The organism is Asanoa iriomotensis (assembly GCF_016862515.1).
GTDB lineage: Bacteria > Actinomycetota > Actinomycetes > Mycobacteriales > Micromonosporaceae > Asanoa > Asanoa iriomotensis.
The window spans coordinates 79,995-94,399 of record NZ_BONC01000016.1 but is presented as its reverse complement, the minus strand read 5'-3'; the positions used below and the strand labels follow the sequence as shown (position 1 = coordinate 94,399).

At 65.3% G+C, this 14,405-nt stretch carries 8 protein-coding genes; 3 read left to right on the top strand and 5 right to left on the bottom strand.

From position 1 onward, the window contains the following. Nucleotides 1–211: 211 nt before the first annotated feature. Both Air01nite_RS13895 and Air01nite_RS13890 read left to right on the top strand, forming a co-directional pair. On the top strand, nucleotides 212–1,108 hold the full coding sequence (locus Air01nite_RS13895; RefSeq protein ID WP_203702560.1) for a hypothetical protein: 897 nt from the start codon (nucleotides 212–214) through the stop codon (nucleotides 1,106–1,108). Between the two features lie 92 nt (nucleotides 1,109–1,200). After that, nucleotides 1,201–1,644, top strand: a complete 444-nt coding sequence (locus Air01nite_RS13890; protein ID WP_203702558.1) for a restriction endonuclease — start codon at nucleotides 1,201–1,203, stop codon at nucleotides 1,642–1,644. A 222-nt stretch (nucleotides 1,645–1,866) separates the two neighbouring features. On the opposite strand, the gene Air01nite_RS13885 is transcribed toward Air01nite_RS13890, so the two are convergent. The 3 genes from Air01nite_RS13885 to Air01nite_RS42040 form a co-directional block, all read right to left on the bottom strand. Further along, a complete protein-coding gene (locus Air01nite_RS13885; RefSeq protein WP_203702557.1) occupies nucleotides 1,867–3,783 on the bottom strand; it encodes a DUF8600 domain-containing protein in 1,917 nt (638 codons plus the stop codon). Between the two features lie 820 nt (nucleotides 3,784–4,603). Further along, on the bottom strand, nucleotides 4,604–5,797 hold the full coding sequence (locus tag Air01nite_RS13880; RefSeq protein WP_203702556.1) for a PIN-like domain-containing protein: 1,194 nt from the start codon (nucleotides 5,795–5,797) through the stop codon (nucleotides 4,604–4,606). A gap of 660 nt (nucleotides 5,798–6,457) precedes the next feature. After that, nucleotides 6,458–6,721, bottom strand: a complete 264-nt coding sequence (locus tag Air01nite_RS42040; protein WP_425546818.1) for a DUF7662 domain-containing protein — start codon at nucleotides 6,719–6,721, stop codon at nucleotides 6,458–6,460. Nucleotides 6,722–7,295: 574 nt separating this feature from the next. Here Air01nite_RS42040 and Air01nite_RS13875 point away from each other — a divergent pair. Continuing rightward, nucleotides 7,296–8,210, top strand: a complete 915-nt coding sequence (locus Air01nite_RS13875) for a restriction endonuclease (protein ID WP_203702554.1) — start codon at nucleotides 7,296–7,298, stop codon at nucleotides 8,208–8,210. Nucleotides 8,211–8,671: 461 nt separating this feature from the next. Here Air01nite_RS13875 and Air01nite_RS13870 read toward each other — a convergent pair whose 3' ends face one another. Next, nucleotides 8,672–9,592 (bottom strand): phosphorothioated DNA-binding restriction endonuclease, encoded by a 921-nt coding sequence (locus Air01nite_RS13870; RefSeq protein ID WP_203702553.1) that lies wholly within the window; start codon nucleotides 9,590–9,592, stop codon nucleotides 8,672–8,674. Nucleotides 9,593–10,562: 970 nt separating this feature from the next. Next, nucleotides 10,563–14,054, bottom strand: coding sequence for an SIR2 family protein (locus tag Air01nite_RS13865; protein ID WP_203702551.1), 3,492 nt, complete (start codon nucleotides 14,052–14,054; stop codon nucleotides 10,563–10,565). Nucleotides 14,055–14,405 lie beyond the last annotated feature (351 nt).

Sequence of the window (14,405 nt, the reverse complement as noted above, 5' to 3'; positions counted from 1 at the left end):
CAGCTTATCCGTCCAAAGTGCTTGGCTGCGCCTTGGAAGTCCGCGGCGCGAGGTACCGCGGTCACGTTTCGAGGTCACGGGACCGACCGGGACGTCGACACGACGACCGAGTCCAGCGACGAGGTCGCGCGGCTGCGGCTGGCGATCGTCTCAGGCGCACAGCTGCTGGATCTGGATCTTGGCGAACGCATTGGAGGACTATCGTTGCGGCGTGCTCTGCTACGCCATCGCTGAACGCCCGCAGGATCTGACGACGATCAGCGCGATCCTGTCTGACTTGGGCATCGAGGTGGTGGAGCCAGCTCAGGCCTTCGATAGAACGTCCCAAAGGGCACGAGGGTGGCTTCCCGAAGTGGACTTCGTGTGTGTGCTCTTCCAGGCTGAAAATGGATGGGAGACGCCAGCCGCCGTGTACCTGGAGATCGGCGAGGCCGTCGGCGCTGGCACTCCGGTCCTCCTGATCGCCGAACCACCTCGACGCTTGGACCCGGCGCTGTCCACGTTGCCGGTCGTCCGCGTTCCTGCCAGCAGCCGTGCTGCGCTGGCTGGTCACATCTCCCTTTTCCTCCAGTCAGTAGGGCGCAAGCCTGCGCGAGCTGCGCCGCCACGTGCTCTGGACAGAACGGAGCTCGATTCCGTTCGGGACGAGTTGCAAAACCTCCGAGTCGAGGTCGAGAACCCTCGCTACCCAGCCCAAAGAAGACTGGAGCAACTCGCGCTGCGACTCTTGCGAGCGACGGGCGCCGAGGCCGAAGAAATCACCGGGACGCCTGGGATCGGAGATTTTGCTGCTTGGGTGCCGGGAACGGAGAGGTTCATCCCCGGCCCCCTACTGGTCGAGCTGAAGATCTTGCAACGAGGCCACATCGATAGGGCCGTTCTTGACCAACTGCAACTGTACGCCTTAACGCGAGATGCTCAGTGGTCGATGTTGATTTACTACCGCTGGGAACGCGAGCAGGAGGTCCACCTGCCAAGAGGCGGGGCGTGGCCCATGGTTATGGTCTTTGACATCGAAGATCTTGCGGGCCGCTTGCAGGGGCAGAGCCTCGCGCAGCTTCTTAACAATGAACGCAACGCGATCGTCCACGGGGTGGAGCGTAGGTGACCCCGATTTTCCAGGCGCGAGTGGGCGCCTACCTCCGCCGAGCCGCAGAACCAAGGCATCCAGCACACCGCCGGGGCAGATACTACGAGAACATGCTGGCATACCTCCTCGAATCTGTTCCAGGATGTTACGTTCAGCGGAATACACTCAATTACTTCGGCACTGAGGAAGTAGATATCACCGTTGCCAACGAGAAGGCCGACGGCGGTTTAAGGATGCTACCCGGGATCTTCCTCGTCGAGTGCAAGAACTGGTCGCAGCCGGTTGACAGCACGACCCTCGGGTACTTCGTCAATGTCGTGGTTGATCGGGGCTGTTCTCTGGGAATTTTGGCAGCCGCAAACGGCATCACCGGGCACCAGGAGCATCGTAGCCGCGCCTACGCAATCGGCGCCGCTGCGCTTGTCCGAGGAATCAGGATCTTGGTGATAACCCGCGACGACCTTCTCGGCCTAGGGAATCCTAATGACCTGGTTTCGCTTCTGCACAAGCGCAATCTTTCCCTGACGGCGCATGGCTCGATACACCTGGGCTAGATTTGCCTGTCGGCCCGGGTGTTTTGGTGGCCGGCGGGTCGGAGCGCATCAGCCTCAGGGCTTCGCCGGGAAGGGCGGGATCCGCCAGCACGCGCCGTTTCCAGACGAACGCGGCAGCGCTCGCCGGCGACCAGAGCCCGGCCGGCGTTGACGAACCGTCTTGACCGAGCGGTTCGCCCTGCCGTTCGATGATGCACGGCTCGGCGAGCTCGACCGTGGCGGCTACACGATCACGGTGCCGTCCTGGTGCACCTCGGCGACCAGCCAGGTCTTCTCGTCGCCGTTATCGGACGGGGAGTATCGGACGATGACTTCAGCCTTTGGGGTTCGGAGGGACACCCGGGCATCGCTCGTGGAAAACGTGCCGTCATTCGAGAAACGGTCCACCGATACCAGGAGTCGCGAGGGGCGGGCGACGCTGACGCTCTCCGGCCCGTAGCCGGTGGTGATGTCCTGATCGAGCCGCGCGAAGGGTGGAGAGTCAAGAGCGCCGGGCATCTCGTAGCTGACGATCGTGGCAGGAGGGCCGCCTACGGCAACATGCAAGTCAAGGTCTGTCGGACGATCCGACCACTCAAGCTTGATCGTTGCCCACGGGCTGCCGGCCTCTGACCTCTCGCTCTCTTGTGCGAAAGCGCCGTTCTGCTGGACCAGGCCGAGTGCGTCACACAGCCAGGAAGAAAATTGCGCCTTTGCAGCCGCCTCGTCGGCACGGAGGTGCGCCACGATCGCGCATCGGGGCCGCTCTACCAGCGCCACGCGATCGAGGATCGACTTCCGGGCCGGGCCGTGGTTGACCAGCAGCACCCGCGCCGTTGGATGGCCCGCGGCGTAGTCCTGGAGGGCGGCGGCGAAGTTTGCGGAACCCGCCCGCCGGCACTGCTTGCACTCGACCACCGCGAGCGCGCTGACAGACTCAGTGACCGGCGCCTTGAGCAGGGTGTAGTCAGGTTGGATGGCGGATTTCCGGCCTTTCCCTACGAGATGCGCCGAGGGCGTGCGCAATTCTGCCCAGACGGCGACAGGCCCGTGATTCGGTGTCGCGATCGTGGCCACATGGCTTCCGCGAAATGAGAAGCTCAACCGGCCATCGGTGGTCGAGTGCAACTTGCAGCGCTTCGGCCCGGCGGCGCCGACGATCTGGGTCAGCACCCATGCGGCATATAGATCGTGGCGCCGGTTCCAGGCGGGCAGGGAAAGCAGCTCGACAAGCACCTTCTCCGGTTGCTCAACCCACGATCTGGTGGTTGGCGCTGACTCAAACACTGCAGACAGTTCGCGCTCCAAGACGACAGTGTCCAGCCCTGGGTCCGTACGCGCGCGGTCGGCGACCCGGTCGAGCGCGTCGACAAGCTCACCCAACCAGCTGTCGCGGTCGACGTTGGCGAGAGTCGCCAAGTCGCCTTCGGCCTCGCCGTCATCCATGCGGCGGCGCGGGTCGAGAGTCACCGGGTCACCTTCCGCCTGGCCGCCACCGGCACGCCGGCGCAGGTCGATCCGGTCGGTCGACATTGCGCGACAGCGCCGAAGCACATCGACGGCAACGGCTCGGGCTCCCCGCAGCAGATCGTCGAGTCCGGCACGGCCCGTCCGGGTGAGCGCCGGAACACTCGCCGGCCAGGCGCCCGCCTGGTACTCCCGGGCCCACTCAGCCGCCGCACGAGTCCGGGTAAGGCTGCCACGGTCAGCGTTCCGCAACGTGGCATTGAGCCGCCAGAGTTGGTCGTCGCTCCAGACCCGCGCCGGCAATGCACGAGTTGCCTTCGCGGTGACAGCAGCCCAACTGCGAAACGTCTCCAGGTCGAACGCGAGCGGCGGTCGCCGCGCGCCGAAGTCGTACTCAACAAGCAGATTCGGATGGTCCGCCCGGCCTGCTGCGGCCGTTTCGTAAAGCGCCAGCAAGTCTCTCACCATGGCGGCGAACGAGGCGAGACAGACCAGCACCGCATGCAGCAGAGCCTCGACGGTCACCCCATGCGTCTTCAACGCCTCGCCCACGTCGCCGGCAGGCAGCCCCAACACGGCCCCGATCTCATCGACCAGTTCGCGGTCGTAACCGGCGGCGTCCAAGCCGTACCTGGACGCCAACGCGCTCCATAGCTCCACCGATGTCCGCGCGATTGCCGACGGCGCTTCCACAGCCGTGCCTCCCGGGTTTTGCAGGTGAATGCCGTGAGATCAGGCAGTGCGATCGGCCGGGCCCGGGTGGCCGCGGCCAGACCGAGCACGACGACCGCCGCAGCGTGAGTGCTAGGGCTCGACGCATCGGGACTCCCGTCCTAGGCAGTCGCCAACCTCAGACCACGCATAATCCCGCAAGGGCATCGAGTCGGGCCATAACCATTCGTGTAAACCTCACGACCAAGCCCGTCACAGACCGGCGTGACATTGCCTGGGGGAAGAGCTCGGCGTGGTTCGAGCGCGCTGCCTTTCGCGCGATCGTGTGCCCAGGTTCGAGCCCCCTCCACGGCCGAAACGCGCCCCCACGCGCATCGAGGCGATGCCTATGACCTGCGCAAATAGCGTCGAGCGCGCAGGTCTATCTCGGCGGCGGGATACAGCCCAGAACTGCGCACCGTCTGGCCGGTTGTCCCTGGTCGCGGACGGGTACGTGGGCGCATGGCCGCGCGTAGGGGATCGCTTGGGGTGGACAGCGGATGTGGAACCTACGCGGATGGACGGAGTGAGGTGTGGATCATGGCCGGCAGCCTTTAGCGGGGTTCTGACCTCGATGGAGAGGGAACAAAAACTGATTTGCAGCTTCCGTCGAGGTGGGCGCGGCGCACGGCTACCGACAACAGGACGCTTCGCTCGCGGACTAGGGGATCGGGTGTGGTCCTCGGGATGCCGCGGATGCGGCCGCCGAGGGCCCGTGGGAGGCTGGTGCCGAGGACGAAGACATCGACGCCCCTGTTGGTCAGGTAGGCGTAGCGGGTGGGGCGTTGGGGAAGGTTTGGCGTTAATCCGCCGCCGCGGCCGCCAGGGGCGAGCGGAAGCGGGACGTTACTCGCCACCTTTGTGGCCCGTCGCCGTCGTCGGCTCGCTCTACGATCCCGAGTTCATCAAGCTTTTGCATCGTGTTGTATACGTTGGGCTGGTCGTACGCAATCAGCCGCGACACCTCGCCGGTTGTTATCCCATGTAGCGTCCAAAGCTTCGACAGCGAAATGATCTGCCTTTGCCTGTGCCCCGTGACCGGGATCGACTCCGGAGCCACGCTTGTCCCTTGCTCGGTCGTCCACTCGTGGGCCGGCTCGACGTCGCCGAGCGGACGGGCAGCGTCCTCCACGGAGACGGGACTGACCTCTACGTCAAAGACTCGTGACCGCTGCAACAAGCTGCGCGGAGTGAGCAGGAACAGGCGTCGGCCACCGCTGAGATCGAAAAACTCCTTGACCATCTCATGACGCGGGCCGATGGCGAAGTTGCGATGTCGCCACCACCAGTCTTCCTTCTCATCCCCGGTGATGATCGCGAGATCCAGGTTCCGGCGGGCAGCCTCGTTGGTCGCCTGTCGGAAGACAAGGAAGTCGCCGGCGGCTCCCTCAGCGTTGGCATCGCCCTTGTCAGCGTCACGATATCCAGGCGGAACCCTAGCTTCGACTCGTCGGTTGCCTTCGGCGATGAGTTCCGCCTCGTCAGCCGGGCAGGCGAGCACGCGCCCATTCAGGATGAGGGAAAGTCGACACAGCACGCGATCCTCCGCAGTTGACGTGTCGGCGCGCACCCGGTTCGGCTCGCCGCGGCCGACCGCTTCGCGAACAACATCAAACGCCTCGTCGACTTTGGTCTGGAGCCGGTCCAACTCTTCGTCGTCCAGCGCGACCTGTTTCGCCCATCGGGCAAGCGCGTCGTGCGAGGACCGCTGGTTCCTCTCTAGCGCAGTCCGCACCTCTTGCGCCGCGCCTGCGGGGTTGCCGATCGCCGCCAGGCGGTTCCTATGAAACTCGCGCATCGCCTGATGAGGGACGACGAGCCGATCCGCGACCCTTTCGAAGATCGTCATTAAGTCCTCGGTAGTGCGCTCGTTATAGCGGTAGAGGTTGAGCAGCACGTTGGCGTCCACCGCGATCAAAGCCGAGACAAGCGCCTGATCCACATCGGAGTCGCTATGGACCAGGTATCCCTCGAAGCCGTCGAAGAGGCCAGGCATCGTTGCAGACTACGCCCCATCTGCCCAGCCGCGTCAGGTCCAAAGATGGAACCCATCGATAAGCCCGACCCGCACCGTCGCAGCCTCGCGACCCGCAGCCGCCCGGACGATCGACTTCCCGCCGTGGGAAGCGGCGCAGGCGCTCTCCCATGTTGGAGCGTGCGAGCCATGCCACACCCACTGACCGACCGGGTGTGCTCGTCTCCCGCCGTGCGGCTGCCGAAGGCGGTGGTCAGCACAATGGTTATCGGAAGAACACTTCGACGTGCCTGATCTCATCCTGGACCACGTCGAGGATGAGGTTGCCCGGCCATGGTTGGTCGAGGCAGACATTTCGGTGGGCGGTGCCGTAGCGTGAAGCGGCTAGAGCGCAGTGTGAAGCTCTGGCCGAAGTTTGTCCCCGCCGCAGGTCTGCGCGACTCGCAGCCGCTCGACCTGCTCGAGCAGCCCTTCCCTGCCCGCTACCGCGGGCGCCGCCGCGAGTGCAGCGGTGAAGACCGGCCACCTGGTGACGGCAACGGCGCGTGCGGCCGATCGCGCTCCACGAGGAGGCAAGCTAGCTGCGCGAGGCTCGATCACAGACTCTATTGCTGCTGACGCGCGTCGCGGACAGCTAGATCAAGGCCAGTCGGTTGAGCGCGGCGGTGTAGTGATCGTGGCTCACCCGGCCGGCGCGTGACGTGTAAACGTCGCTCGGCGCGAGGCTCTGTCTGCCACGACGGTATATCCGGCTGCCATCCAACCAAGGCGGCTTTGACTATGGGTGCTGCCGGGATCATCTTCGTTGTTCCACCACGCGTCATGACGGTATGCACTGGGTGGCAGTCCGCCGGGAACAAGGTCGCTGATCTCCTCAAAGGACATGCGTACCTCAGCCTTGCCGGAGGTGCGAAGCCGGTCACGAAGCGCGGCGTATTTGCTCACCTTCGTAATCTGTCTGACCCCGGTCCGTGAAGCAATGCCTTTGTCGGAGGGCCCTCCCTGGCCACGAAAGCCTGTAACTGTGCTGCCGGTTCCGACGCACTCCTGCCGCGAGGCGGATCCGGAGGCGGACGCGTGACACGGAGCCTGCGTCGATCGGCGCGGTTGGTCGTTTCGAGTCGGGGTTCGTCGGACTGATCCAATCCCGAGAGCAGCCTGCCGGCTACAACCCTAGGTCGCCCGTCCACCGCTGGTGGATCGTGGTGGCCAGGGCAGTGACTGCCTGCTGCCCAAGCTCCACTCGCATAGGTGCGGCGGTGGTGGAGGTCCGGACGGCTAGGGTCGGAGAGCCGGCTGGCCGACGGTAAGAGACGACGGTGGACGGCAAGGTCGCCACAAACCGCCCTTGGGAGGCGGAACGGGTTGCTCCGCGTGCGCTGGGCCTCGACCGCCTCGCGCGCTAAACATCGCCTCCTGACTGCCCATCGCTGGCCAGCCGAGCTGCGGGGTCGGGCCGACGCTATCCGGCGTCCCTCAACAAGCAGAACCGTGTGCGGTAGAAGAAATCGGTGCCCTTATGCCACTGCTATCACGTGATCCGCGTACGGCGCCACTGTTCGTCGAATCAGGCTGCAAGGATTCCGAGAGCCATTACGTCCTGGAGGCGATTGGCCATGCGAAATCGGTGACGGCCCTGGCAAGAGGCCGACAACGCACCGATCCGGTGGCCCTGGTGGTGGCCGACGGGTGGGTTCACGTGGTGTCAGTCGGTTTCCGCGCCAACATGGGACATGCCTTCCGCGGAACGGGACCTGTCCAGCTCAAGGCGTCGGTCGAAACGCTGACGCTCGCCGTCGATCCGACGCCAGCAGGCGCCTACCAATCCCTGCTGCTGCACTCGCGCCAAGAGGTGTTCCGCATCCAACAGGTGCCTGCTCTTGCCGCCGGACGCCTACGGCGTGCTCTTTCGCTTGGTCAAACGACGTACTCGGCGCCGGAACCTGACCGGGGTGGACGGCCTGAACCACCGGCCCACGAGTCCGATCGTGATGTCGCCGGCCCACAGGACCTGCCGTCCGTTGGGCCGTCGGCGATGGACTGGAGACAGGCCGAGCAGTTGGCGGTGTGGCACCTTCGCCACCTCGGCTACCACGACGCACGCGCGACCCAGGCCGGCGCTGACCCCGGAGCGGACGTTAGCGCTACGGGAGCCGTCGCACAGGTGAAGCACTGGGCGCAGCCGGTGGGCCAGCCTCCGCTTCGTGACCTGTTCGGAGTAGCGCAGGCCGCAGGCGCTCGACCGGTCTTCTATAGCCAGTCCGGCTACACCGTCGCCGCGTTGGAGTGGGCATCGGCGACAGGCATAGCGCTGTTCGGTTACTCGACCGACGGGCAGGTCATGGGGCAGAACACAGTCGCACATGACCTCGAGCGAGCCGCGCGACCGGACGCCAGCAAAAAGGCTGGGCTTTTTCGCACGGGCGCGCGCTGACGGATACCGCCAGGAGCAGGAAAACTGCGCCGCCAAATCGAGCGGCTGACGAGGCTGATGCAGAAGCGCACCCAGTCCAGGCGACCCGCGTCCCGGCAAGCCGCAGGTGTGGCTGCGTCCCTCCTCACCGATGCAAGCCGCACCCTCGACGCCGGTGACGTTCTCCCGCCCGCCGACCGCAGGCGAGAGGACACGTACAAGGTGGTGCGGGACGCCCTGACTCAGGTCAGGCGGATGTTGTAACCAACGTCTGGTTCCCAGCACGGATCCAGGGCTGGACTTGGGGCTGTGGCCCAGCAGAGCTAGGCACCACCGGCCGTTGCCGATTTGCGCCTGTACCTGCTATGAGCCGCTTGAGCGGAGACTCCGAGATCGTCACCGATCTGCTTCCACGTACGTCCATGGACTCCTAGCGTTCGGTCCGGGAGGTCTTCGGCGTTGCGTGTCACGTCCTTCCATGGCTAGCCGGTGAGTGGCTGGCCTTTGAAGACTTGGTCGCGGTGCCACTCCAGGTGCGCCGGGGCGGGGTGTGGTGTTCCGGGGCGCCCATGGAGGCGTTGGTCGTGTAGGTCGTAGACGGCCCTGCCGGCTGGAGTTCTGGCGGTAAAGACGGTGGAGACGCATAGGCGCAGGTTGGTGTCGATGCCGAGTACGCCGCGGTCGAACAATTTGTGGTGCAACGTGCACAATGCCAAGCCGTTGTCGAGACTATCGGGGCCGTCGAGGGCAAACCAGCGTACGTGGGCGGCGTCGATGCCGACGGTGGCGCCGAAGAGCTGACCGTCGAAACCACAGAACGCGCATTGCCGATCCCAGGCCTGGATCACCGCGTCGCGCCATCTAGGGTCGCGCTTGCGTTGGCTGCGATCGGGGGTGGGCACCGTGTCCGGAGAGTGGAGAACTGCGTCGACGTCCAGCCCGACCGCGGTCAGGACATCTGATGCAATCGATGTCGGGAAGTGACTTTCTACCAGTGCGCGAGCCGCGGAGGCGATCAGGCCGGGGTCTGCGTGCAGTAGCTGCTCGAGTTCTGGGGCGAATCGGCCGACCGTGTGCGTGGCGTTGAGCGGGCCGATGTTGTCCATCGGCACGTCGTGGTCCAGCGTCCAGATCCCGTCGGCGCGCAGCCGAGTGAAGGGGTAGGCCGCACTCTGGACGCGGCTCGTCTTGGAGGCGGGCCCGAACTCGGCGACCAGGTTGCCGAGCTCGGTTTGAGCGTCCCGCCAGGGCAGCTGGCTCGAGCCGGTGGCCGCGACGCGGCCGAGCGCGAGCAAGACCAGCAGGGGCTTGTGCGGTGAGCGCCGTCCATCGCGCTGATGCTGGCGGAGTCGCGCCAACCTCGCCAGGGCCTCGTCACGGCCAGCACCGACGATGTCGCCCACGCGCAGATTCTTGCAGGTTGCCGTTGGGACGCGCTGCCTTGCTCACTGGAAGGTCATTGCAGCATGGGAATCGGGATGATCGTCACCAAGAACGCGTCTACAAATCATCCAGAGCCGTGCCGAACCCGGAGATCGAGCGGCTCGGGCATCGCGCGGTGCCTGCGTTGGGGCTCGACGACTTCGCTGCGAGGGCGGGCTCGCTGGCAGGAGCCGTTCGCGTACGCGCGGCGAGGTTCGGATACTTATGGGGCTGGCCTCGGTGATGTCATCCACAAACCTTCGCCGAGGCCGCCCTCTGCGAGGGTCATGTCCTAGTTGCTCGGGGCTGACCGCTGGGCAAGTCCGTAGTGCGCAGGTTCGAGCCCCACCTCGACGAGGCGAAACGCACCCCGAAGCGCGTCGAGGCGTAGTCATTGAGCTGGGAAAACGCGATGGGCGCGCAGGTCTATCTCGATGGCGGGATACAACCCCACAACTGCGCACCGTCCGGGCGGTTATCCCTGGTCACCGACGTGTACGTTCGGCGATTGACCGCGCCGTAGTGGGTTGCTGGGGTTGGCCGCAGGCGTGGGACCCTGCGCAGCAGCGTGAGGTGCGTGCACCGCCGGGAACCCGCAGAACTTCCTCGACAGACGATCAGCACTTGGGCAAGGTCGTGATTGAACAACGCGTCGCGCTGTCATCTTGGCAACGCGGATAGGGCCTAATCGCGCTGACGAGCGGTGGACCTGTCGAACTGTAGAGCAACTGGCGCAGGGCCGCGGACTGCGGATTCGATCTGTCCGCATCGGAAGATACTGCACGGGGCCTCGAACCGAGTGGACCCAACGCGGCCAATCCGAACCGCGCCTTTCCCGCAGCTCAGGGCGAGTTTGTGACCGTCACACCTGTACGAATGCGGCGGTCGTAGCTCAGAACGGCGATGGTTGAGAGCGCCGGCGGGCATCTGGAGGACTACGGAGCGAACCGTTCACCAATCGGCGGCGCCGGAGACGGCTAGGCGCAATGCTTGGTCCCGAATCACGCTAAAGACGGCTGGCGCCGCGCCGCCCTTGACTGTCAAGGCCACTCGTTCGATGTCTTCCCAGACGGGCCCTGTCGTGCCAGTTAGCAGGTGAGCGAGAAGCCGGGCGAACAGCCCCGGTGCCTGGGCCAGACGTTCGTCGGTCCAGTCGTCGAGGGTGTGACGTTCTGTAAGGCCAGCTTGGTGCGCAGTGGCCAGTTCAACGCCCGCCTCCATCGAGTCCGTGAGGCGCGGTACCCAGGTCGCAAGCGCGGAGGCCTCCTCGAATGTGAGTCTCGTAGGCAAGCTGTTGAGACGATGCTTCCAGTACTGCTGCATCCACCGGTGCCATTGCTGCTCCACGGCATCTGGCACCAGATTTCCGACTGCCTGCGTTATCTCGCCCAACCATTCGGTCCGCTGTTGTTCGTCAGCCGCAGCGGTAAACGCATCAACCCATGTCAGCGGATCAGTCGCGCTGTGGATCGCGATGGCGGCAAGATGCTCAAGGAGGGCACGGCCGAGGTCGTCCGGCAGACGGTCGGCATGGGCGACTGTCTCGAGATAGGCGCTACGAAGTCCGGCTTCACAGAGGTCGTCATTGATGCGACCGCCGGTGAGGTAGCCGGTCCACGCCCGCACCGCTCGGTCCTCGTCACCTGCCCAGGTCATCAGTGGCAGCAGGAACTCCTCGCACCAGCCCCGGTCAGCGGCGAAGAAGAACGCGAGGTGCCCGGCGAGGACGGTCTGGGCTAGCGACGTCGGGCCGTCTGGTCCACCGAGCATGGTTTCGAGAGGCCGCCGGAGTCCGGATGGCAGACCGTTCCACGCATCACCGGCGTTGGCCCAGTCGGCCGAGACCGCGCGGATCCAGAATTCCGCGATCTGTCCGGCAGGCCGATTGATCGCCAAACTCAGCCAGTCGCTGCGGTCGTCCGGCGGGTCCTCAGGACCGAGCACCGTCCACAGGGCCTCGGCCAGTTCCCGCGCCTCCGAGATCAGGTGCCACTTCGTCGCGTTCGCTGAGTTGGTGGAGCCGCCGAGCAGCAACCGCGCGACGCTTTGGGTCACCACTTCCAGGTCCAGGTCTCTGATGCGGTGGACCACCGCAACCGCGGTTGCTTCGTCCAGCGGAGCCGATGACCATCCGCTGATGACGGCGGAGATGATGTCCGTGGGGAGAGGTTCGGCGTGCGCCAGGACGGCTAATCCGTCGGCGGGGTGGTCGTGAATCGTGGCTGTAAGCGTGTGCAGCGCGTCGTCCCAGCCGGGGCCGTCGAACGGCACCTGCACGTGCTCGTACTGCCGAAGTTCCGCGATCGCGGCCGGCGGGTCGGCCGCGATCCGTTGGTGCAGTTCGTCGACAGTCATCGGCGGCTGCTCCGGGACGGACCCGAACTCGAACCGCCCGCGGAAGAGGTCGGGATGTTCGCGGGGCTGGAAATGTGGGTACGCGGCACGGAGCTCGTCGAGCGCGGTCCGCGCAGAAGTCAGGTTTGGCGCGGATCGGACCAGCCACGTCAGGGCGTTGAATCGCAGGTACGCGATGTGTTCGGCGTCGCGACCCCTGACTGGCAGGGTCTTGGCGTCGAACACCAGCCTTTCGGCTTCGGCCGCCCCGGCGTTCGCCAGCGTCTCCGCGATCAGGCGGTAGATCTCGGGCCGGAGCTGATGCTCAAACAACCAGCCTGTAGTGCGTAGCCAGGCAAGCTTGGCCGTTGCATCGATGTCGATGCGACGTCCCCAGCCGTGCAGGGCAAGGCGTTGCAGGATCGGTACCCCAGAGATTGCCCAGGTGTCGAGATAGCCGAGTCCGGACGGGCGGCCACTCGCCAATAACACCTCGATGCAGTCTCGGGCGGCGTCGATGAGCGCGTCTACGGGGTTGCGGAACTCGTCGCCGGCGTCGCGCTCGATCGCGTATCGGCCAAACGACACCGGGTCCGAGGCCGGTCGCGCAGCTCTTGCGATCGTTAGCAGGTCGCAGATTCGTCGGAGTTGGCGGTCTGCGATCGCCAGGAGCGCCGTCGCCGCCGTAGGGAGGATCGGAAGGAAGACCTCCGCCCAGGCACGGTCGAGGTGATGCACCGATCCGCGTAGGCTGACGTCAAACGATGGGTCCGGTCCCGCGTACAGGCGTTGCCGAAGGCGGGGTTCTGTCAGGCTCGCGAACAACAGCAGGGCGGCGGCTCGGTCTTCAGGCTCCGCAGATTTCAGCAGCGCGTACTCAAGCCATCGCGTGTGTTCCTCACCGGCATGCTGGATGAGCACCGCGAGCCATGGGCCGAGCCAGCCGGGACGTGGTCCGGAAATACGGTGCAGGTGCTGTCCCAGGAATCCGCACAGCATCGAGGTCGGCCGCCCTCCGCCGTCGTGCAGGACCCGCAGTGCGGCCCCCGTCTGCGCTTCATCCATCACAAATCGCTCGACAAACCAGTTGGCGAGGACGACGGTGCATGGGTCGTGCGGGATGTCTGCACGGAACATTGCCGCGAACTGTGGGCGCTGCGCCGTCCACGACAGCCATTCCGTGCCCTCAGCGAGCTCGGCGAAGAACCGTACACGGTGCAGGTCGCCCAGGACATCCTCGAGGTACGAGATCTGCTCAGGCACGAGCGGCGGCGGTGCTGCAACCAACCGGGCGATCCGCTGACGATGGTCGTGCAGGCCCATAGCGGTCAGCTCCGCCCAGCCGTTGAGCGTGTCAGCGAGTGCGGCGTGCGAGCGGTCGACGACCTCGTAATTGATTGGTAGGACGCCGTAGGTTTTCCAGACGTCCCGGTCTGCCTCATGCGTGAGTGCGTACCGCCGTTGTGTCGCGCCGCCGATGCCTCGGGCGATCAGCCGCATGACGGTGTCGTTGTGGCTGTAGCCGATGAAGAGCACCGTGTACCTGGCGAACATCCGCTCGACGAATCGCGCTGCCCAGGCATCGGTCAGGTAGGCGCGTCCAAGATCACCCTCGGTCGCGATGAGATGCCTGGGCTGCTGTGTCAGGTCGCCGTGCAGGTAAACGATGCCATCGAAGTCGTCGCCCATCGGCACTGCCGGACCGCGGTACTCCGGGAACGCGACGTTGAGATCTCGCAGCGCCGATGATAGGTGCAGGTCGTAGTTCGTCGTGACGATCCGTACCGGCGAGCCTGCTGCGGCTAGTCCTGCTATCGCCCGGTGTAGATCGTTAGGGACGGACGCGGGATCTCCGATGATCGTCTTGATGACGTGGTGAACATCCACACCCCTGTCCTCGATCCGCCCGAGCAGGATGTCGGGGTGATCCAGATCTAAGGCAACGAAATCGTGTCGAGCGTCCGTCGCAATCTTTTTCGTGAGCCCCACGAACGTTGGCAGGCCCGCTGGCGGGTCGATCGAAGCGCCGGCGCCAACGAACAGCACCACGTTGCCGGCCCGGAACTCGCTGACAAGGGCGGCGGGCACATCAACATCACGAATCCACATCGCAGCCAAGGGTAGGGCAACGGGCGAATGCGGCGCCCCCCGCGTCAACGCTTGACGATCCGGGCCAGCTCGACCACGACTGCAGAGTGCGGTCTGGGCGGCCATCCTGCTACTGGATCCGGCGGAGGCCGTCCATGAAGCGCTTGCCGAGGACCAGGCCCAGCTCTACACCTTTGCCGGGCAATCGCTTGGTAGAGATATAACCCGGACGGCTCCGCAGGCGGTCAGAGACAGAATCAGCTCGTTAGAGCAGGTCCATGCGGAGGGCTCGACATTCAGGTGTGAGAGCACCAGGATCGCGCTTGATCAGCAGTGCCTCCATGTGCGGACCGGTGTTGCCGAGGCGTTGCT